The sequence below is a fragment of the Rhodopseudomonas sp. RCAM05734 genome, assembly GCF_052658035.1.
In genome coordinates, this window is the sequence record NZ_CP199742.1 from 5718735 (window position 1) to 5739835 (window position 21101).

Here is a 21101-nt window from a genome sequence, read left to right on the forward strand (position 1 = left end):
CCCCTGATCGTCGTCAGGTGATGCGACGGATGCTTTCCGCGATCTCGTCGTGATCGAACACCTTGATCCAGTCGTCGCGCATCAGCCGTGGCTTGCCGAAGGTGATGGCCTTGTTGCAGGCGTCGGAGAACTGGCCGTTGATTTGCTTGAAGGTCACCGCAGCCAGGATCGTCATGTGGCCGAGCAGGAAATCCCGCGCACAGTCGGCGGGCACGCCGCGTGCAACCACCTCGTCCATGGCCTCGCGCATCACGTCCAGCAAGGTCGCGCACACGGTTTCGGAAAGGCCGGGCTCCAGCAGGGCCATTTGCTCCACGGTGACGCGATAGGAGCGAACGATCGGCTGGTAGATCACCTTGGCGATCGCCTCGCCCAGCTCGAAGGCCTCGTCCGGCCCCTGCATCAAAGCGCTGACGATGGATTGCGGCGCGCGAACGCCACCGAAATAATCCGGCACGCCTGGGCCATGAACTTCGGCGTTGAAGATATCGGGATGGCAGGGGTGGGTGACGAAGTACACCAGATCCTTGTTATCCGGCAGATGGCCGGCGAAGGGCGCGGCGGCGTCCAGCGTCATGACCATGGTGCCGGGCTTCAGGCGCGGTGCGATGGCCGCCGACAATTTGCCGATCAGGGTGTCCGGCACCGCCAGGATGACCACCTTGGCGCCATCGAGCGCAGCATCATCCGACACCGCGACAATGCCCAACTCCTCCTTCAGGCGCTTCTGGCCCGCTTCGCCTGGCTCGACATGACGCACCGTAAACGGCGATCCGATCAGATTCTTGGACAGGCGCATGCCCATCTTGCCGCCTGCGCCAAACAGCGCGATCGCTACGCTCATCTCGTATTCCTCCCGTTTCCCGTTCCGTCTGCGGCTGCGCCAGCACATCGCCGGCGCACAGCCTCGTCGGAACCCGGGCCTCGCACCGCCTTCATGCAGAGGGATGCGTTGGCCCAAAGTGGTATAATGACTACATAAGTGGTATGATCACTATATCACTAATACTGGTCCCGCAAGTCGAAGTTGGAGAGGACTGTGGATCGCCTGTGGCAAGCAGCAGGGCTGCCATGGCGGCGGCAAGTATGTGATATGTTGAGATAATGACCCGCCAACCGATCCAGCGCCGAAAACTCTACCAGGACGTCCATGACCGCCTGACACAGCGCATTCGCAGTGGCGAATGGGCGCCGGGCGACCATCTGCCTTCGGAACGCGAGCTGATGGACTTCTACGGGGTGGGGCGGCCAGCCGTGCGCGAGGCGCTGCAGACCCTGGCGCGTTCGGGGATCGTCGAGATCACGCACGGCGAGCGGGCGCGGGTGGCGGTGCCTACCGCCCAATTGCTGATCGAGCAGATCGCGAGTGGCGCCCAGCATCTGCTGCGCACCCAACCCGGAACGCTGGAGCATATGAAGGAGGCCCGCGTCTTCCTCGAGGCTGGCCTGGCCAACATCGCAGCCCGGCGTGCGACCGCCGACGACGTGGCGCGGCTGCGGGTGCAACTCGCCGAACACCGCGCGGCGCTGGTGGAGCCGGAGATCTTTCTGGCGCGCGACATGGCCTTCCACCGGGAGATCGCAGCGATCAGCGGCAACCCGATATTTCCCGTCATCGTCGAAGCCCTGCTGAAATGGGCCAGCGAATACTATCACTCGATCGTGCGCGCACCGGGCGTCGAAAATCTGACCCTCGCCGAGCACGAGCGCATCGTGGAAGCCATCGCCGAACACGATGCCGCCGGCGCGGAACAGGCCATGCGGGATCACTTGCTGCGCGCCAACCTGCTCTATCGCAACCTCGAAGGCGCGGCGACCTCGACTGCTGCCGCGCCCGACCGAAGCGTAGCCCGCTGACGACATGACGGCACCGGCAGCAGAGCCGGTGTTCGCAATACGAGATGTTCGGCGCGGCGTAGAACAACGCGGGCGAAACGAAGCGCAGCCGTTACGACACGCCGATGTGCTGCACGAAGCGCCGGGTTTCGCCGATCGCAATGTGGATGACACCGGGCTTGCGGGAAAACTCGCCGTCGAAATCCACCGGGCTGGCATAGCCGAGCCACGGCTCGATGCACAGGAACGCCGCGCCCGGTTTCGACCACAGGCCGAGCTGGTGAAAGCCCTGCCAGGACAAATCGATGGTCGGCGCGCCCGGCGCCATGTAGCGCAACGACGTGCTGGCGAGCTGGTCGATGACGATGGCGTCGTCGACGAACAGCTCTTCCGACAGCGCCAGCGCACCGCCCTCGACCGGCGACGGCTCCGATTGCGCGCGCAAGAGCCCGCCATCGAGACGCCGCACCGGCGCCGGTTCGGCGTCGGAGAACACCAGGGTGTGCGATGCCTTGTCCTCGGCGCCGGGCAGCGGCCAGGCGAAGGCGGGATGTGCGCCGATCGAGGCCGGCATCATCTCGTCGCCGGTATTGCTGACCTCATAGGTGATGACCAGCGCGTCGTCATCCAATGCATAGGTGACTGCCAGCCGGAACGCGAAAGGATAGTGCGCACGGGTCTCGATATTGTCCTGCAGCACCAGGGTGCACGACAGCGGTTCGCGCTCCGCCCAGACGAAGCGCTGGTCGCGCGCAAAGCCATGCTGGGTCATCGGATAGGTCTTGCCGCGATGACGCAGCACGTCGCCCTTCAGCCGGCCCACGATCGGAAACAGGATCGGCGCATGGCGCGGCCAGGCGGGGCCCGCCTGCCACAGTAGTTGCTGCCCGGTGGCATCCTGGAGCGAGCACAGTTCGGCGCCGTCGGCCTTGACGGTCGCGGTGATGCGGCCGTTGCTCAGGGTGTGGCGATCCATGGCGGGCCTCGATCGTGATGTCCTGGCCGATGAACGCGGCGGCTACTGTCGCTTTCGTCCGGCCGGAGCCGCTGCAGGGCCCGGCGGCGGTGCTTGCGCCGGGGCGCTGGTGCTGCCGGTGCTCGCCCCGAACAGCAGACGGGTCGGATTGCGGTCGAGATTGTTCACGGCGCGGCTGATGTCTGCCAGCGTGCGGCGGCCATCGGCCATCAGCGCGCCCGACCGCTTGTCGAGGTTCTCGGTGAGTTCATGGAACGACTTCACGGCCAGCGTGAGTTCGCCGCCGTCCTTGCCGCCGGCCAGCGCATCGAGGCCGAGCAGGATGTTGTCGGTGCGCGCCACCACGCCGTCGGCCTTGCTCATGATGCCGTCGGTCTTGCCCATCACGCTGTCGATCTTCAGCATGATGCCGTCGATCACTTCGGAGTTCTTCGCCAGCGTTGCCGTGAAGGTCTCGACATTGCGCAGCGAATTCTTCACCGACTCCTGGTTCTCGGAGACGATGCGATTGACGTTCTGCAGCGTCGCCTTGATCGCTTCGGAAATGTCCTGCACCGCATTGGGGTCCGCGGTGAGCGTCGGCACGCCGTCCTGGTCGAGCGGCACGGCGGGCGCGGCTTCGTCGCCGCCCTTCAGCGAGATTGCCGAGACACCGGTGAGCCCCTGGAACTCGAGACCGACCAGCGTGTCCTTGCGGATCGGCGCATTGTTCTCGACCATTGCCAGTGCGACCACGCGTCGCGGATTGTCGATCTTCACCGAGATGACTTCACCGACCCTGATACCATTGAAGTTGACATTGCCGCCGTTGCGCAAACCGGATGCGGGGCCCTCGAACACGATGCGCAGCGGGCTGCGCAGCTTGGTGCTGTGCAGGTTCTGGAACCAGAGCACAAAGCCGAACGCCGCCGCGATCACCGCCAGCGTGAACGTTCCGATCAGGACGTAATTCGCCCGCGTTTCCATCCAACCAACTCCAGTAGCAACTAGCCGACAACGGCCCGTCCGCGTTTTCCGTGGAAGTATTCCCGCAGCCACGGATGCTGCGAGGCAAGCATGTCCGTCATGGTGCCTTGGGCAATGATCTTGCCCTCGCCCAACACGGCGATCCGGTCACACGCTGTATGAAGGCTGTCCAGATCATGAGTTACCATGAAAACGGTCAGGCCCAAAGTCCGCTGCAGCGTGCGCACCAGTTCATCGAAGTCGCCGGCGCCGATCGGATCGAGTCCCGAGGTCGGCTCGTCCAGGAACACGATCTCCGGATCGAGCGCCAGCGCGCGCGCCAGCGCGACGCGCTTGATCATGCCGCCCGACAGTTCCGACGGGAAGCGTTCGGCGACGTCCGGCTTCAACCCGACCATTCCGAGCTTGGCGATGGTGATCTCGTCGAGCAGGCGCTGCGAGATGTTGAGATATTCGCGCATCGGAAACTGGATGTTCTGCATCACCGTCAACGACGAGAACAACGCGCCGTGCTGGAACAGGACGCCCCAGCGGCGCTCGATGGCGCGCCTTGCCGCGAAGTCGGCGCTGTCCATATCGGTGCCGAACACCTCGATGTGGCCGGCGACCTTCGGCATCAACCCGATGATGGTGCGCGTCAGCACCGACTTGCCGGCGCCGGATGCACCGACGAAGCCGAGAATTTCGCCGCGGCCGACGTCGAGATTGAGTCCATCGAGCACATGCCGCGGGCCGAAATCGACGCGGAGGTCGCGGACCCGGATGATGGGCTCGAACGGGGTTGCCGGCATCGTCAGATTCCGATCGATGCGAAGAAGATGGCGAACACACCATCCATGACGATCACCAGGAAGATCCCCTTCACCACCGACGCGGTGGTGTGCTGGCCCAGCGACTCCGCACTGCCCTGCACGGCAAGGCCTTCGACGCAGGCGACGATGCCGATCACCAGTGCCATCACCGGCGCCTTGATCATGCCGACCAGGAAGTGATTGATCGAAATGGCATCGCGCAATCGCGACAGGAAGGCTTCGGGGTCGACGCCGCCATACAGCCAGGCGACAAGACCGCCGCCGTACAACGCGGCCATGCCGCCGAGGAAAGTCAGGATCGGCAGCGCGATCACCAAAGCGATCATGCGCGGCAGGATCAGCACCTCGATGGGATCGAAGCCCATGGTGCGTAGCGCGTCGATCTCCTCGCGCATCTTCATCGAACCGAGTTCGGCGGTGTAGGCGCTGCCGGAGCGGCCGGCGACCATGATGGCGACCAGCAGCACGCCGAGTTCCCGCAGCACCAGCAGACCGAGCATATCGACCACGAACACGTCGGCGCCGAACTTGCGGAAGTGGAAGATGCCCTGCTGCGCGACGATGGCGCCAATCAGGAAGGTGATCAGCACCACGATCGGCACCGCGCGCCAGCAGACCTGTTCGAGATGGTGGACCGTCGATGTCAGCCGGAACTGGGAGGGACGAACGAGCACGCGCAGCCAGGCCGCGATCACGGCGCCGGCCATGTCGATCAGCGCGACCAGCCCCGTTCCGATGCCGACGACGCTGCGGCCGACGCCGTCCAGCATGTCGGTGATCAACATCCCCTGCTTGACGCTCGGCGCCGCCGGTTTGACCCGCTGCACTTCATCCACGAGGCTGGAATAGTTGGCGGACAGGCCGGCGATCTTCGCCTCAATGCCGCCCTGGGTCAGCGAGCGGCGCAGCCGCTCGATCAGCCAGGCGCCGAACGTGTCGAGCTTGGAGACCTGGGAAACGTCGATGAAGATGTTCGGCCGGCTGCCGGTCAGCTTCTCGGCATCGGTCACCAGCCGTTCCAGCGCCGGGGCGAAGGACGCCGTCCACGAACCCGCGGCGCACAACGCAAGGCCATCGCCCTTGGCGACCTGTTCCAGACTCGGTCCGCCGCTCACGGCCGGCTCCTGCGCTCGTTTACCCTGTACATTTACCAAAGTCTTAACACGGAGCGGGTAATCCGAGAGTGTCCACACGATGGTATGGTTAATTCCAGCCCATATGATCCGCCGCGAAGTGAAAGACTGCGATTGCGTCGCAAACAAGTTCGAGCGTGACGTATACTTCGATGGATGCATCAATTTATTGTCGTCGCCGGCGCGGTAATCCCTCGCCTGCCCGATGCTCAAGACCCGAAGGCCGCCCTTGTCCGACGTCGACAATTCCCGATCGATCGCCCTCACCGCCCGGATCGAGCGCTGGCCGATCGCCGGCGCCTTCACCATCAGCCGCGGCGCCAAGACCGAGGCCGTGACCGTCACCGCGGAACTGTCGCGCGGCGGCGTGACCGGGCGCGGCGAATGCGTGCCCTATGCGCGCTATGGCGAGACCCCGGAAGCCACGCTTGCGGCGATCCTGTCCACGCAGGCGGCGTTCGACGGCGGCATCGGCATCCCCGCGCTGCAGGCTGCCTTGCCGTCCGGCGCCGCCCGCAACTCGCTGGACTGCGCCCTGCTCGACCTCGACGCCAAGGCCAGCGGCCGGCGGATCTGGGACCTGCTCGGCCGGCCTGCGCCACGCGCCTGCACCACCGCCTATACGATCTCGCTGGGCACGCCGGAGGCGATGGCGGCCGCCACCGCCAAGGCCGCGCACCGACCGCTGCTGAAGATCAAGCTCGGAGGCGACGGCGACGCCGCCCGGATCAAGGCGGTCCGCAAGGAAGCGCCGGAGTGCGAGTTGATCGTCGATGCCAACGAGGCGTGGACGCCGGACAACCTGGTGGAGAACCTCGCCGCCTGCGAAGCCGCCGGCGTAACGCTGGTGGAGCAGCCGCTGCCGGCCGGCAAGGATGCCGCGCTGGCGCGAATTCGTCGGCCGATGGCGATCTGCGCCGACGAAAGCGTCCACGACCTCACCTCGCTGCAGGGGCTGCGCGATCGCTATGACGCCATCAACATCAAGCTCGACAAGGCCGGCGGCCTGACCGAGGCGCTGGCGATGGCCGACGCTGCGCAGGCGCTTGGCCTGGAGATCATGGTCGGCTGCATGGTGGCCACGTCGCTGGCGATGGCACCGGCGATGCTGCTCGCCCGCCAGGCCCGCTATGTCGACCTCGACGGCCCGCTCCTACTCGCAGGCGACCGCGACGACGGCCTGCGCTACGACGGCAGCACGGTCTTTCCGCCCGACTCCGCACTCTGGGGCTGATCGCCGGCTGTGGGCGTGCCTGCGCGATGGCGGCCGAACCACATGATGGCGGCGCCACCGCAGGCCAGCGCGGCCATGGCCAGATAGACGCTCTGCCCATAGCGCGCATAGATCGCGCCGGACAGGACGGCGGCCGAGCTCATGACGATCCCCGTGCAGGCAGTCATGGTGCCCTGCGCACGCGCCGTGAGATGGCCGGGGACGTGGCGGACCAGCAGGCCCATAGTTCCAACCTGGGTCAGCCCGAAGGTCAGGCCGTGCATCGGCTGGATCGACGCCAGCACCGGCAGCGCAAGTTCCTGTGCCGTGATCAGCCAGCGCGCCACCGCGCACAGGCCGCCCAGCACCACCAGCAAGGCCGGCGGCAGGCTGAACCGCGGCGACAGCGCGAACACCGCGATCTCCGCCACCACGCCCAGCGACCACAGGCCGGCGATGGTCAGACCGCCGAGCCCCGAGGTCTGCCAGGTGATGGAGGCGACGGTGTAATAGGCGGCATGGCTGCCCTGGATCAGCGCAGTCGCCGCCATGATGGTGAGGAAGCCCCTGTCGCGCAGCAGCCCTGAGACGCCGGCCTGCGCCGGATGCGCGACCCGGCGGCTCTCCAGCGGTTGCAGGCCGAGGCTGGCGATGGCGCCGAGCGCCGCCATACCGGCAATGACCCAGATCAGGTGCCGGGCGGAGATGACCTCGACCAGCAGGCCGCAGGCCAGCGCCCCGACCACGAAGGCCGCCGATCCCCACAGCCGCAGCGGCCCGTAATCCAGCCCGTAGCGGGCCACGCCCTTCAACGCGTAGCCGTCGGTCAGCGGCACCATCGGCGTCCACACGCAGGCGGTGAAGGCAAAGGCGATGAAGATCGCCAGCGGCTGCTCCAGCAGCCCGACCACGGCGAAGCCCAGCGCGGTCAAGAACGCGGTGGCGATCATAGCGGCGCGCAGCGAACGGCGCCGCTCGGCGAGGCCGGTAATGAAAGGCAGGATGGTGAAGCGAGTGACCGACGGCACCGCTGTGATGATACCGATCCATGACGGATCGATGCCCACCGCCTTCAGCCAGACCGGGAAAAACGGCAGATAGGTACCCACCGAGCCGAACACCGCGCCGTAGAACAGCGCCAGCCGCACCGCGAATCGATGGGGCACTGTTGACGAAGCGATGGGGATTTTTGCCTCGACTGCCATCAATTCAATTGCGATTCGGCTGATATCATGGTGATCGTTACATGAAAGCGCAGTGATTTGCGCCGCGAGTTTAGCCATGGCCGACGAAGCATTTGCCCTCTCCCCGATTTCCGCCCGCGCATCGCTGCCGAGCGAAGCGGACTACGATGCGATTCGCGAAGCCTTCATGGAGACGTCGCGCGGTCGCTGGTTTCTTGCCGAATACACCAAGCGCAACCGCAACGCCGATACCGGCATGGTGCTCGAAGCGGTCACCCGCTTGGAAGCCAACCTCGCCGCGCAGAAACAGGCGCCCACCATTGTCGGCCTGATCGCCTCGCTCGGCGCCATCCGCTCGGCGATCCGCGACGCCAAGGTCACCGCGGCCGAGGCGATGCCGCGCTTCGATGACGACGAGACGCTGTCTGCCGCACGCAACGGCGCACGGATCATTCGCGAGATCGCATGGACCTTGCGCGAATGCGGCGCCGACGTCAGGATCTGCGATCTCCTGGATACCCAGGTGCAGGCCATCGATGCCGGCCAGCAGCGTACCGCCACCGCAGACAGTCGTGCCGCCGTGCTGGCGTCGTTCGACGTGCTGGTGCAGCGGATTGAACAACTCGCGACCGGAGATGCCCCGCGCGCTGCCGCGCCTGCCGCCACGGCACCTGCAGCAGTACCGCCCGAGCAGCCCGCCGCGTCCGCGGAAAAACACGCAGCTTCAGTGACGCCGCTGTTTCGCCATGCGGCCGAAGCGCCTGCGGATTTCGCTGCGCCCGAATTGGGTAAAGCGGCGGCACAGCCGGAAGTAGCTGCACTGACCGACGCTACGTCGCCTGCCGAAGCGGTCGCGTCTGAAGCGATGATATCTGAAGCGGTCACGTCTGTAGAATACGACCAACCGGCTGACGTTGCAGAGGCGATGGTCGAATCGCCCGCATCCATGGCGCAAGCCGTCGACGTGAATTCGCCGACGCTGGCGGACATCGCATTCGCTATCGATGAAGATATTGCGACGTCCGAGGTTGCTGAAGTCGCGCAGCACGACGCTCAAGAGATCGCCGATGATCGGGCCGTGCTCGACATTGTCGCCCTGGAAATGGCCGCGCCGGACCTCAGCGAGCCCGAGATGGTCCTATCGGAAACCATCGTTCCCGAGATGGAAGCGCCGCAACGCGCCCAACCGGACATGACCGCAGCGGTCGCGCCGGTAGCCGAAGCTATCGCAGCGCCGCAGCCTGAGCCCGAGGCACCATCGCAGCCGTCGCTCGGCGCGGCCCTGATCGCCGGTGGCGTGATCCCGCATCCGAACACCCCGGCCAACGATCCGCTGACGCCGATACGCCGCATGAGTCAGGCCGAGAAGATCGCGTTCTTCTCGTAACTGCTGTTCGATTCCGGCAGTCGGTGCTTCCCGGTTGAAGCGCGCGCATACCTCGCGCCGCTTGCGGGGCGAGGTAAAGTTAAGCGCTGCGCCAGCTTCAACTCTGTGATTCGGACTCTACGCGATCAATTTCGCATAGAGGTCGGCGTCGACATTGCCGCCGGACATCACGATCACCACGATCTTGCCGCGTGCCTCGAAGCGGCCCGACAACAGCGCCGCCAGACCGACCGCGCCGCCCGGCTCGGCCACCAGCTTCAGCTCGCGAAACGCGAACTTCACCGCTTCGCCCACTTCCGCATCGGAGGCGACGACGCCCTGCGCCAACAGTCGCTCATTGACCGCAAAGGTCAGTTCGCCCGGCATCGCAGCCATCAGCGCGTCGCAGATGGTGCGGCCCTGAGCCGCGTGTGGCTGGCGCTTGCCGGCGCGCAGCGAGATGGCGTGATCGTCGAACCCTTCCGGCTCCGCACACATGATAGAGGCCTGCGGAAAGCGGGCTTTCACCGCGGTGGCGATGCCGGCGATCAGTCCGCCGCCGGAGGCCTGCGCCACCACGACATCCGGCGCCAGCCCGAGCGCGGCCAGATCCTCGGCGATCTCGCGACCGACGGTGCCCTGCCCGGCCATCACGAAGGGATCGTCATAGGGCGGCACCAGCGTTGCGCCGCGCGGACCGGCGATGGCGCGGGCGATCGCTTCGCGATCTTCTTTGTCGCGATCGTACAGCACCACTTCGGCGCCATAGCCCTTGGTCTTCTCGCGCTTCGACACCGGCGCGTCCGACGGCATGACGATGGTCGCCTGCATGCCCAGGATCTGCGCCGCCGCGGCAACGCCCTGCGCATGATTGCCGGACGAGAACGCCACCACGCCGCCGCTGCGCGCGCTTTGCGGAATCGACGACAGCTTGTTGAAGGCGCCACGGAACTTGAACGATCCGGTCCGCTGCAGCATTTCGGGTTTCACGAACACCCGCGCCCCGGTCAGCGCATCGAGCGCCGGCGAGGACAGCAAGGGGGTGCGGACCGCATAGGGTGCGATGACCAGGGCGGCGGCGTCGATGTCCGCGGCGCTGATCGGCAGAAGAACAGAATTTTCCATGCGCAGTTTGTAACGCCGCCCGCCCTGGTCAGGCAAGGTCGGCAGCAGCGATCAGGCCGCCACGCGCGGATGCCCCGGCGCCGGATCGGGACCGGCAATGCCGGGCTCACTGCGTACCCTGGCGATATTGCCGATGAAGGCCCGGGCTGAAATATCCCATGACTGGGTTGCGGCAAACCTTAGGCAGTCCTGCGGCGAAAGCTTGAGCGCGCCCAGGCAGGCCTCCTGGAGGTTCTCGCTGAGCACACCGACAGGGGCGTCGCCGATCACGTCGCGCGGGCCGGTCACCGGGAACGCGGCCACCGGCACGCCGCTGGCAAGCGCCTCCAGCAACACCAAGCCGAACGTATCGGTGCGGCTGGGAAACACGAACACGTCGGCGGCGGCATAGGCCACTGCCAGCGCTTCGCCCTGCAGGGAACCGAGGAAGACGGCGTTCGGATAGTCCCGCTGCAGAGCGGCTCGCGCCGGACCGTCGCCCACCACCACCTTGGTGCCGGGCAGGTCGAGCGCCAGGAAGGCCTCGAGATTCTTCTCCACCGCCACGCGGCCGACCGACAGGAAGATCGGCTTCGGCAGGCCGAGATCAGCCTTGCGCGGATGGAACAGTTTGCTGTCGACACCGCGTGGCCACAGCACGACATTGCGGAAGCCGCGACCGCGCAATTCGGCCGCCAGCGCCGGCGTCGCCGCCATCACCGCGGCGCTGGCGCCGTGGAAGCGACGCAGCCCGGCCCAGATCCAGGATTCCGGGATCGGCAGCCGCGCCGAGATGTATTCCGGGAACCGGGTGTGGAAGCTGGTGGTGAACGGCAGGCCGCGACGACGGCAATAGGCCCGCACCGCAAAGCCGATCGGGCCTTCGGTGGCGATGTGGATGTTGTCCGGCCGCGCCGCCTTGATCAGGCGCGCAATCTTGGCGCGGCCCGGCAGTGCCACGCGCAAATCGGGATAGCTCGGCAGCGCGATGGTGCGAAACGATTCCGGCGTGAGGAAGCTGACCTCGACGCCGAGCGTCCGGGCGGCCTCGGCCATCATGGTCAGCGTGCGCACCACGCCGTTCACCTGCGGGTGCCAGGCGTCGGTGGCGACCAGGATTCGCATCAGGCGGCCCGCGCCGCGATGGCGGGCACCGGTGCCGCGCGGCGCAGCGGATCGGTCCAGGTGATGATCTCGAAACTGCCATCCTCGTGCTCGGCCAGCGCCGTGCAGCTCTCGACCCAGTCGCCGCAATTCATGTAGCGGACGCCGTGATCGTCGCGGATCGCCGCGGTGTGGATGTGGCCGCAGATCACGCCATCGGCGCCATGGCGACGCGCCTCGTTGGCCAGCGTCTCCTCGAACGCGCCGATGTAGTTGACGGCGTTCTTGACCTTGAGCTTGGCCCATTGCGACAGCGACCAGTAGGGCACGCCGAACCAGCGCCGGAAGGCGTTGACGACGCGATTCATCTGGATGGCGAAATCATAGGCCTTGTCGCCGAGATGGGCGAGCCAGCGCGCGTTCTGAACCACGAGGTCGAAGATGTCGCCGTGGATCACCAGATAGCGCTTGCCGTCGACGCCCTCATGAATGGTGTTCTCCACCACCTCGATGCCGCCGAAATGCGTGCCGTAGTAACTGCGCAGGAATTCGTCGTGATTGCCCGGCACATAGATGATCTTGGCGCCCTTGCGCGCCTTGCGCAGCATCTTCTGCACGAAGTCGTTGTGGGACTGCGGCCAGTGCCAGCCGGACTTCAGCGCCCAGCCATCGACGATGTCGCCGACCAGATAGATGGTATCGGCATCGTGGGTGCGGAGAAAATCGAGCAGCCGGTCTGCCTGCGAACCCCGCGCGCCCAGATGGACGTCGGAGATAAACAAAGTGCGAAAGCGCCGCTCGTTGCCTTCACTCATCACGTCTCTTTCCATGCCGAGCAGCTACCAGAGTCCCATGACGGCGCGATGACGCCTACGCCGCGAGCGGAGCTGCAGTCCGCTCGAAACATACCAACGTATAGATCCCGAACGGCGCCACCTTGCGACGCTCGATCAATGTCGCGTCCGAATTGGCGTGGGCCCAGGCCTGCAGCCGCGCGAACGGGAACTCAGGCCGCAGGCCGAGCGCGCGGGTCTTCACCGCAGCCCAGCGCTCAACCGCTGCGGCAAGGCCGGTTTCCGAATAGAGATGATTGACCAGAATGATGCGGCCACCGGGTTTGACCACGCGGTGGCACTCCGACAGCACCTGCTCGGGATTGGCGACCAGAGTGATGACGAACTGCGCCACCACGCAGTCGAAGGTCGCGTCAGCAAACGTCATCGCGTGCGCATCCATCTGCTGCACGTCTTTGACATAGGGATACCGGCCGCTGGCCATCTTGGCCCGCGCCTTCTCCAGCATCGGCGCACTGAGATCGATGCCGGTGATTTCGGTGCAGGCGTCGTAGTCGTCGAACGACAACCCGGTTCCGACGCCGACTTCGAGGATCTTTCCGCCGACCGCGCGTGCTGCGGCAGCCGCGGCGCGGCGCCCCTTCAGCATCACCGGCCCGCACACCGCATCGTAGATCGGCGCCCAACGGGCATAGGCGGTTTCAACCACGGACTTGTCGAGATCCAGCGTCGCCATTCGTTGATCCGTTCAGCGTGTCCGCAGAGAATCGGACACCTCTATTGCTATTCGCTGATACCAATCGAGTACGACAGAGCGACGACAGAGTGTCGCAGGGCATGGACGGCCACCGGGGCGAGCGGACCTGGATGGCGAACGCTCGCCCTGCCCCCGGCGTTCGTCCGATTTCACCACGGCTGCGCGCAACTCACCACAAGCTTGCTGAAGAACCAGGCATCCTCCGATCGGAGGGCGCGGTGCTGAGGATCGCCTGATATCGCTCTCCCACCGTTCACCTGCCGGCACGAACCAGGCATTCGCCGGCAATCCAGGAGGATCTCATGGCCCATATCGGAAGCTGCTTTTGCGGCGCGGTCAAACTTGAAGTGACAGGGGAGCCGGAAGCGATGGGTTACTGTCACTGCGCATCCTGCCGATCGTGGTCCGGCGGTCCGGTCAACGCCTTCAGCCTGTGGAAGCCCCGTGCGGTCCGCATCACCGCCGGAGCAGAACGGATCGCAACGTTCAGGAAAACCGAAAGCAGCCATCGTCAGTACTGCGTGGAATGCGGCGGCCATCTGATGACCAACCATCCGCATTTCGGCCTCGTGGACGTCTTCGCCGCAACCATTCCGGGCCTTTCATTCGTGCCGGCCGTGCACGTCAACTACGCAGAGACCGTTCTGCCGATGAAGGACGGGCTGCCGAAACTCAAGGACTTTCCTGCCGAACTCGGCGGCTCCGGCGAGACGATGGCCGAATAGCGGCCCCTAGATCGCTATCCGACGCCGCGGCGCCGGCCTCGCTTCATCTGGCCCGACACATCAGGAGACGACATGTCCAATGCAATTGAAAACGGCGTGAAACGACCTCTGCCATCGGCGAACGAGAGCCCGGCCAAGCGATGGGCCGCCCTCAGCTTTGGCGCCGTGGCCTATTTCATCTTTCTCGCGACATTTCTTTATGCAATTGGCTTCGTATCGCAATATGCGGTCCCGAAGTCCATCAACACCGGGCCGACATCGCCAGTTGCACAAGCGTGTCTCGTCGACCTCGCGCTGATGTCGCTATTTGCCATTCAGCACAGCGGAATGGCGCGGCAAGGCTTCAAGAGACTGCTGGCGCGCATGGTGTCCACGGCCGTCGAGCGCAGCATCTATGTCCTGCTGAGCAGCCTGTCATTGGCATTGCTGTTCTGGCAGTGGCAGCCCATCGTCGACGTTGTCTGGACCATCGAGACTCCGGCGCTGGCGAACCTCGTGACGGCCGTCGGCCTGCTCGGCTGGCTGATTGTCGTCCTGAGCACCTATCTGATCAGCCACTTCGAATTGTTCGGGCTCAAGCAGGTGGCCGCCTATTTCGCCGGACGTCCGGCTCCGGCGGCCGAGTTCAAGGCGCCCGGGCTTTATCGCCTGATCCGTCACCCGATCTATCTGGGCTTCATCATCGCGTTCTGGTCGGCCCCCACCATGACGGTCGGCCAGATGCTGTTCGCGGCGGTGACGACGATTTACATCCTTGTCGGCATCCAGCTCGAGGAACGGGACTTGATGACGCTGCTCGGCGATGAATACCGCCGTTACCGCAACAAGGTGCCCATGCTCCTGCCCACGCGCGGGCTCCCGCGGGACAATTGACAGTGAGCAAAGGGCTCCCGTCATCCGGTCCGCGCAGCGCAAAGCGGCACGGCAAGCCCGATGCCACGAGCCGGCTTCTGAAATCGCGATGAGGCGGAGTATTCGATGCCGACACTGACACAGATCGATCGACTTCCATTGTGGACGACCAAGGCGGCGAGCGGAGACATCATTCATATCCGGCGCGTGGGCAAAAGCGACGCCAACCAAATTCAGCAATATTTCCGCACGTTGTCAGGCTCGTCCCGATATCGCCGCTTCATGGGATCCGTCAACGAGCTGTCGCCCGACGAAACCGCGCGGTTCATTGGCAATGGCCCGGTCCCGACCTTTGCCGTGGCCGCTGAAATTCGATCGGACAACGAACGACTGATCGTCGGCGAAGCGTATTGCGCACTGGACCTCGAAAGGAAATCTGGAGATCTCGGCGTCTCGGTCGGGGACCGCTGGCAGCGCCGTGGCATCGGTTCGGCGCTTGTCCATGTCGTGGAATGCTGCGCGATCCGATTGGGATTGCGGCAACTGCTCGGCGAGGCCCTGCAGTCCAACGATGAGATCAAGGGCCTTGCCCGGCGCGCAGGCTTTGCCATCACGCGAAGGCCGGGAGAATGGCAGGTCATCCGTTTCGAGAAACGGCTGCCGTCGTCGGATCGGCGATAGGGCTGACGCCATCGAGCGACATCGCGCCTGCGGTGGACGCATTTCCTTGCTGCGCATGCCTCCGGCGCGGAGCACGCCTTGGTAGAGTTGCGGTGAGTTTGGTCATGCCTCGTTTCTTCTTCGATCTGTTTCTCGGCAAGTACGTTGTGCTTGATCCGGGCGGCATGATGCTGTCCGACCGGCTCCGTGCGATGTCCGCGGCCGGCGAACTGGCCGACCATCTTTTTCTGTCGCGGACCGATCTGCACGGCAGCGGGAGCTGGATTCGCGTCCGCGACCATCGCGGCAAGACGATCGGTGGCCTCGACGTCGACCGGGAGCCTGTCGCCGAATCCGCAGAATGAAACGACGCTCGCTGAAGCGAACGCACCCTGGCTCACTGTGCAAGCGGTGTGATGCAGGCGAATACGCCCGCGGCGGAACATCCTTCGATCGCAGGACGCTGCGCTGAACACTTGCAGCTACACCGCAGCCTGCCGCACCCGCCGCGCAGAGCTGGGCCCTCTGCGGCATATGGAGTTCGCGCGCATGTCCTCGGCTCGTCGACAGCTTCCCCTGCTCTCCTGGCCCATCAGGGGCGGAGCGGCCTTTCGCGAAGAAGTCGACCGGCTGACAACCATCAGCTTTTCAACCGAAGACCTTCCGGAAGCGGATCGCGCTCGAATGTGGCGCGACCACTACGGACAAATCGGGTTGAAGGTCGACATCGAACCCGCGCCGGACAGTGCGTTCCAGGCCTGTGTCCTGTCGCGCATTCTGCCGGGGTTGCATCTGTTGTCGGGCACGCTCTCTCCGGCTCGCATCGAACGCACGCGGGACGCTGTCGCAGACGGCAATGACGACCTCGCGCTGATCATCAACCGTTCCGGCGACGTGACCGTATCATCCCGCCACCGCGACCTGCAGCTATCCCAAGGCGACGCGGTGCTAGTCAGCGGGAGCGATGCGACTGTATTCAATCGATGGACTCAGGGCGAATCGCTATCGCTTCGCGTGCCGCGTACGGTGTTCAAAGCGCTCATTGGCGATGTCGACGACGCCGTCATGCACCAGATCCCGCGGCGGTCGGAGCCACTGAAGCTCCTGACAGGTTACGCGCACGCGCTGGTCGCGGAAAACGGGCTGGCAACGCCGGACCTTCGTCACGTGGCCATCAGCCATGTGCAAGACCTTCTGGCACTTGTCGTCGGCGGCGGGCGGGCCGCCGCGCACCTTGGCGGCAGCGAGGGATTGCGCGCAGCCCGGCTCAGATCAGCCAAGGAATTTGTCGCCCGGAACAGCGCGCGACACGACATTGGAGTCGGCATGGTGGCCGCTCGTCTCGAGGTTACGACTCGATACGTTCAAAGATTGTTTGAAGCCGATGGATCGACGTTCTCAGCTTTCCTGCTCGACCAACGGCTGACAAATGCCTGCCGCATGTTGTGCGACCTGCAGTTCGCCGACCTCCCCGTCAGCGCGATCGCCTACGAGGTCGGGTTTAGCGATCTGTCGTACTTCAATCGCTGCTTCCGGCGTCGCTATAACGCGACACCAACCGATGTCAGGGAGGCCCGCGCGCCGTCATGACACACGACCGGATCTCGACGCTCCGTCGTCAATGCGCGTCAGTCCATATCCGATAGCTGCAGTGAACACGGCGTTGTTCCGCGATGCCCAGGGTCGCGCGCTGAGCGCCAAGATTTGTCGTTGGCGTCCCGCTAGACGTGCACCCCAACAGGACCGCCGGCGGGCACGCCGCACGATGTCGCTATACGCGGCGGCTTCGTCATTCGGGTCCGAACGACGGATAGAACGGGAGCTTAGGAATGAGGTCAGTTTCCAATCGGCTACGGCCCGACACGAAATCTGTCGCCGCGGAACGTGCCTATGACCAACAGTTGCTGACCAGCCTGATCGGGGACATCTACGATGCTGCGCTTGACGACGCATTGTGGCCCACGGCACTGGAACGATCGGCAATCTTCGTGGGCGGTGTCGGCGCCTCGCTGTTCGCCAGGGATACGGCGGCCATCGCAGGAAATGTATATCACAACTTCGGAATCGACCCGTACTATCAGAAACTCTACTTCGACAAGTTTTCGGGGCTTGATCCGCTGACCATGCCGCATCTGTCTGCCGAATATGAGCAGCCCGTCGCAACCAGCGACCTGATGTCCTACGAGGAATTTGCGGAAACGCGTTTCTATCGCGAATGGATCCGGCCGCAATCGCTCGTCGACTTCGTCGGTGTCGTTCTGGAAAAATCCGCTTCGACGATCACTGTCTTCGGCGTATTCCGGCACGAACGTGACGGCCTGGTGGACGAGGCGGTGCGGAGGCGGATGACCCTCCTCGCCCCTCACATACGCCGCGCGATCCTGATACGCCGAATCGTCGATGCCAAGGACGCAAAGGCGGCGACCTTCGCCGATACCTTCGATGGGCTGACGTCCGGCCTGTACATCGTGGATGAGACCGGACGGATCCTGCACGCCAATCGCGCTGGAAAATTCATGCTGACTGCGAGATCGCCCATGAGAATGGCTGGTGGAAAGCTTGTTGCCTCCGAGCCGCAGTCGGCCCAGGCGCTGCGCAATGTCATCGCCGCAGCCAATATTGGCGGAGCGTCACTTAGCGACGATCTGGCGCTGCCGCTGACCGGCGAATGCGGAGAACGCTATGTCGCGCATATCCTGCCGCTGGCGTCGCGCGGAAGGCACGACGTCAGCCGTCCCGCGATCGCAGCCGTGTTCGTTCGTAGGGTTACCCTGCCTCTGCCATCCCCGCCGGGCGTGATCGGTCGTGCTTTCAGGCTGACGGCGGCAGAGCTGCGCGTGCTCTATGCGATCGTCGAGATTGGCGGCGTTCCAGAGGTTGCCGCGGCCCTTGGCGTCGCCGAAACAACGATCAAGACGCATCTCGGTCATCTGTTCGAGAAAACCGGCGCCACTCGCCAGGCGGATCTGGTCAAGCTCGTTGCGGGATACGCGAGTCCGATCAGCGTCCAGCCCACATAGTTCACTCCAAACAGACGTCCCCCGATCGGAGGACGCGCATGCCGCGCCACGCTGCAGAATGGCAACGCGTCGAACGCCGCCGATCGGCGTGCTGTCGGCGTCGCAATGGGTCCAGGCCGACAGCGATCACAGATCACCTCCGCGCCGGACGATCCGCAAACCGACCAAGAGCACGTGACATCATGATGAGAAATTTAACCTTTGCCGCCGTCGTTCTTTGCTTTGCCATCGTCCACGCGATCGCCTTGCATCGGCTCGACAGGATCAGACATCAGGACACATCGACTACGGCTGTCGCGATGCCCACCGGGGATTGAGGTGCGGCGGCCCAGGCCACGCAGGCCGGCATTGATGCACCGAGCCGGATTCGATGGCCGCTATCATCGTGAACCGGGCAGGTTCGATCAGACAATGAGGCCAAGCCCGGACAGGAACAAAATGACGAGGATGATGCGCCTGAAAAGCGCTTCGTTGACTGCCCTGAACATGAAGATGCCGAGCGCCGTTCCGGCCAGGAGTGCCGGCAGGCTGATGGCGAGATTGATCAGGACGGTGGACGACAGGGTCCGCTGTGACAGCATCAGCGTCAGCGCGAACAGCTGCATCGCCGCGATGAACGGCTGAACGACGCCGCGCTGCTGTGCCTTTGGCAGTCCGTGGAGATCGCACCATATGGTCGGGAGAGCGCCGGGCATCGCGGTCAGGCCGCCCATCAGCCCACCGCCAAATCCGATCAGCGCATTCCGGCCGCTGCTGGCCATGGCGTGGCTTGACACCAAGGAGGGGCGAAACAGCATATAGGCCGAATACAGAACGACCGTTATTCCAAACCCCGTCCGAAACAACATCGTGTCGACGTTGTGCAGCAAGTAGACCGATAGCGGGATGCCGAGCAATCCGCCGCCGATGAGGACGGCGCTTTCCCTCCATTGAATATTTTTGCGCAAGGCCCAGAGGTTGCCGCCCTGCACCGCGATGCTCGAGGCCATCATCAGCGGGACGGCCTCGGAAGGCGGCAGCACGTGAAGCAGGATCGCGCCGGCGACAGCCGAGAACGCAAAGCCGGCCAGCCCGGAGACCAGCGCCCCGGCAAACGCGGCGGCGCTCAGGAGCAGAAGTGAGTCGAGATGAGACAACGCGCGATCCTCTCCGATGGAGTTGCTGTTTCACGCTGCCCATCGATCTCCGGTGCAGGCAGACGGCCGTGCAGTCGGCCTGTCTCAAGGGCAGCGTGACGCGACCCTAGGCGTCGGCGAATAGCGCCGCGTCCTGCGATCGATGGATGTCGGAGGAATTTTCGTCGTGCGGGTTGGCGCGATGGGCGCAACACATACCGCGCTGTCTTCGCGGTGACGCATCGAAGTGACGAAGGCCGAGATCAGCAGACCGTCAGCCGGTCCGTGCATGTGCACGGCGGCGCGGGGGATGCATCGTCAGGACGCGAGCGGACTCGCATATCCCGCCGTCAGCCTGATGAGATCGGTCTGACGGCTGACGCCTGTCTTGGCAAAGATGCGATTCAGATGGGTTTTGACCGTCGTTTCGGCGATGCCCAGCATTTTCGCGGTATCCGGCACGCCACCGGATTGAACGATGGCAAGCAGCACGCGCGATTCCGCCGGCGTCATTTGAAAGCTGCGCGCCACCAGTCCCGCGCACGACTCGCTGTCGAGTTCGGCCCGTCGCACGAACAATGCGGCGACGGCCTTGCCGGGGAGACCCGAGCGCATCCGCACGACGGATTGGACCGGAAGAATGTGCAGCACATAATGTTCACCGCCATCCGCGCTCAGCGGCACGACGGGCTCGTCGACCTGGACCGGCATATCGTCGGAGATACGTTTGCGCAGCGCCTGATTCTGCCGGGGATCGCGAAGGGCAAGACGTCCACCGACCGAGCTCAGCAAATCGCCGGAACGCAAGAGATCGTGACCGGCGCTGTTGGCGTGAACGAGGCCACAATGTGCGTCGACGAGGAAGACGCCGGCAGTGAGGCCATTCAACGCGCCGGCGAACGTGCCCGCTTCCGATTGCCTGGCATCGATCGTTCTGTTGATGCGCAGCGCACGATGGAGATGCGGAACAATCTCGGCGATACGCCGACGCATATCTCGATCGACCATGTGCCGGCCAGACAAGACGGTCAGCAGGACGGGGAAATCGGAGTTGGAGTTCTCCAGCACGACATTTGCGGCATCGACGCAGCCCTGCGGAGACAGCCATTCCTGGTAGAATCTCCCCGCGCGGTATTCACCATAGTCGACAAGGTCAGGAATGCTGACGACCTGTCCGAACCGTGGCAGGGTCCCGAGCGGATCGAACTTGCAGTAGGTTTCAGCGTACAGCCGGATGTAGTGCGGGTCAGCACCGCAGAAGTAATGCGTCGTTCCGCACTTGTTGATCGGATTCTTGGAGAATAGCCCGCAGGCCTTCCCGCCGACATATCTGTTGATGCCGACGACGACGTCATCCCAACGCGCCGGATCGAGACCGGCATCGAAGATATCGTCAACCAGAGCCGAAATCTGCTGCTGAGACATAGACGTGCTCAATCAGGTCGCCGATCGTGGATCGCGACAGTTCGCAAGATGGAAAGCCA

Annotated in this window: 21 protein-coding genes; 9 read left to right on the plus strand and 12 right to left on the minus strand. The window is 64.5% G+C overall.

Features of this window, described 5'->3' with window-relative positions:
- Nucleotides 1–13: 13 nt before the first annotated feature.
- A complete protein-coding gene (locus ACUXVA_RS27300) occupies nucleotides 14–844 on the minus strand; it encodes a phosphogluconate dehydrogenase C-terminal domain-containing protein (protein ID WP_445489250.1) in 831 nt (276 codons plus the stop codon).
- 260 nt (nucleotides 845–1104) lie between these two features.
- Here ACUXVA_RS27300 and ACUXVA_RS27305 point away from each other — a divergent pair, with 260 nt between their 5' ends.
- Complete coding sequence (locus ACUXVA_RS27305) at nucleotides 1105–1857, plus strand: transcriptional regulator NanR (protein ID WP_445489252.1); 753 nt, start codon at nucleotides 1105–1107, stop codon at nucleotides 1855–1857.
- A gap of 91 nt (nucleotides 1858–1948) precedes the next feature.
- Here ACUXVA_RS27305 and ACUXVA_RS27310 read toward each other — a convergent pair whose 3' ends face one another.
- The 4 genes from ACUXVA_RS27310 to ACUXVA_RS27325 are packed head-to-tail and all read right to left on the minus strand — an operon-like array spanning nucleotide 1949 to nucleotide 5705.
- Nucleotides 1949–2812: an aldose 1-epimerase family protein gene (locus tag ACUXVA_RS27310; protein WP_445489254.1), complete on the minus strand. Its 864-nt coding sequence runs from the start codon at nucleotides 2810–2812 to the stop codon at nucleotides 1949–1951.
- Nucleotides 2813–2854: 42 nt separating this feature from the next.
- The gene (locus ACUXVA_RS27315) at nucleotides 2855–3778 is read right to left on the minus strand and encodes an MlaD family protein (RefSeq protein WP_445489255.1); all 924 of its coding nucleotides are present in this window, start codon (nucleotides 3776–3778) and stop codon (nucleotides 2855–2857) included.
- 20 nt (nucleotides 3779–3798) lie between these two features.
- Nucleotides 3799–4569, minus strand: coding sequence for an ABC transporter ATP-binding protein (locus tag ACUXVA_RS27320; RefSeq protein WP_445489257.1), 771 nt, complete (start codon nucleotides 4567–4569; stop codon nucleotides 3799–3801).
- A gap of 2 nt (nucleotides 4570–4571) precedes the next feature.
- Nucleotides 4572–5705 carry an ABC transporter permease gene (locus ACUXVA_RS27325; RefSeq protein WP_265082796.1) on the minus strand — a complete coding sequence of 378 codons (1134 nt, stop codon included), beginning with the start codon at nucleotides 5703–5705 and terminating at the stop codon, nucleotides 4572–4574.
- 247 nt (nucleotides 5706–5952) lie between these two features.
- On the opposite strand from ACUXVA_RS27325, the gene dgcA reads away from it, so the two are divergent.
- Entirely contained in the window at nucleotides 5953–6957 is a 1005-nt protein-coding gene (gene dgcA, locus ACUXVA_RS27330; RefSeq protein WP_265082795.1) for an N-acetyl-D-Glu racemase DgcA, read from the plus strand.
- Here dgcA and ACUXVA_RS27335 read toward each other — a convergent pair.
- The gene (locus ACUXVA_RS27335; protein ID WP_445489260.1) at nucleotides 6909–8141 is read right to left on the minus strand and encodes an MFS transporter; all 1233 of its coding nucleotides are present in this window, start codon (nucleotides 8139–8141) and stop codon (nucleotides 6909–6911) included. The genes dgcA and ACUXVA_RS27335 overlap by 49 nt on opposite strands.
- A 76-nt stretch (nucleotides 8142–8217) precedes the next feature.
- Between ACUXVA_RS27335 and ACUXVA_RS27340 the strand changes: the two genes are divergently transcribed.
- Nucleotides 8218–9507 carry a hypothetical protein gene (locus tag ACUXVA_RS27340; RefSeq protein ID WP_265082793.1) on the plus strand — a complete coding sequence of 430 codons (1290 nt, stop codon included), beginning with the start codon at nucleotides 8218–8220 and terminating at the stop codon, nucleotides 9505–9507.
- Between the two features lie 117 nt (nucleotides 9508–9624).
- Here ACUXVA_RS27340 and ACUXVA_RS27345 read toward each other — a convergent pair whose 3' ends face one another.
- Genes ACUXVA_RS27345 through ACUXVA_RS27360 form a run of 4 tightly spaced genes read right to left on the minus strand, consistent with a single transcriptional unit; the run spans nucleotide 9625 to nucleotide 13224 of the window.
- A complete protein-coding gene (locus ACUXVA_RS27345) occupies nucleotides 9625–10611 on the minus strand; it encodes a threonine ammonia-lyase (protein ID WP_445489262.1) in 987 nt (328 codons plus the stop codon).
- Between the two features lie 51 nt (nucleotides 10612–10662).
- Nucleotides 10663–11715 (minus strand): glycosyltransferase family 4 protein, encoded by a 1053-nt coding sequence (locus ACUXVA_RS27350; protein ID WP_265082792.1) that lies wholly within the window; start codon nucleotides 11713–11715, stop codon nucleotides 10663–10665.
- Nucleotides 11715–12509, minus strand: a complete 795-nt coding sequence (locus tag ACUXVA_RS27355; RefSeq protein WP_413776462.1) for a UDP-2,3-diacylglucosamine diphosphatase — start codon at nucleotides 12507–12509, stop codon at nucleotides 11715–11717. The genes ACUXVA_RS27350 and ACUXVA_RS27355 overlap by 1 nt, the downstream gene beginning before the upstream one ends.
- Nucleotides 12510–12564: 55 nt before the next feature.
- A complete protein-coding gene (locus ACUXVA_RS27360; protein ID WP_265082790.1) occupies nucleotides 12565–13224 on the minus strand; it encodes a class I SAM-dependent methyltransferase in 660 nt (219 codons plus the stop codon).
- A 323-nt stretch (nucleotides 13225–13547) separates the two neighbouring features.
- Between ACUXVA_RS27360 and ACUXVA_RS27365 the strand changes: the two genes are divergently transcribed.
- From ACUXVA_RS27365 to ACUXVA_RS27390, 6 genes are all read left to right on the plus strand, one after another.
- Entirely contained in the window at nucleotides 13548–13970 is a 423-nt protein-coding gene (locus ACUXVA_RS27365; protein WP_265082789.1) for a GFA family protein, read from the plus strand.
- Between the two features lie 72 nt (nucleotides 13971–14042).
- Nucleotides 14043–14843 (plus strand): methanethiol S-methyltransferase, encoded by an 801-nt coding sequence (gene mddA, locus ACUXVA_RS27370; protein WP_265082788.1) that lies wholly within the window; start codon nucleotides 14043–14045, stop codon nucleotides 14841–14843.
- Nucleotides 14844–14981: 138 nt separating this feature from the next.
- Entirely contained in the window at nucleotides 14982–15503 is a 522-nt protein-coding gene (locus ACUXVA_RS27375; protein WP_265082787.1) for a GNAT family N-acetyltransferase, read from the plus strand.
- Between the two features lie 104 nt (nucleotides 15504–15607).
- The gene (locus tag ACUXVA_RS27380; protein WP_445489267.1) at nucleotides 15608–15847 is read left to right on the plus strand and encodes a DUF6894 family protein; all 240 of its coding nucleotides are present in this window, start codon (nucleotides 15608–15610) and stop codon (nucleotides 15845–15847) included.
- A gap of 184 nt (nucleotides 15848–16031) precedes the next feature.
- Nucleotides 16032–17072: an AraC family transcriptional regulator gene (locus ACUXVA_RS27385; RefSeq protein WP_445489269.1), complete on the plus strand. Its 1041-nt coding sequence runs from the start codon at nucleotides 16032–16034 to the stop codon at nucleotides 17070–17072.
- Nucleotides 17073–17311: 239 nt separating this feature from the next.
- Nucleotides 17312–18502, plus strand: coding sequence for a helix-turn-helix transcriptional regulator (locus tag ACUXVA_RS27390; protein ID WP_445489271.1), 1191 nt, complete (start codon nucleotides 17312–17314; stop codon nucleotides 18500–18502).
- 404 nt (nucleotides 18503–18906) lie between these two features.
- Here ACUXVA_RS27390 and ACUXVA_RS27395 read toward each other — a convergent pair whose 3' ends face one another.
- Entirely contained in the window at nucleotides 18907–19638 is a 732-nt protein-coding gene (locus tag ACUXVA_RS27395) for a sulfite exporter TauE/SafE family protein (protein ID WP_265082783.1), read from the minus strand.
- 297 nt (nucleotides 19639–19935) lie between these two features.
- Nucleotides 19936–21042 carry a helix-turn-helix transcriptional regulator gene (locus tag ACUXVA_RS27400; RefSeq protein WP_265082782.1) on the minus strand — a complete coding sequence of 369 codons (1107 nt, stop codon included), beginning with the start codon at nucleotides 21040–21042 and terminating at the stop codon, nucleotides 19936–19938.
- Between the last annotated feature and the right edge of the window lie 59 nt (nucleotides 21043–21101).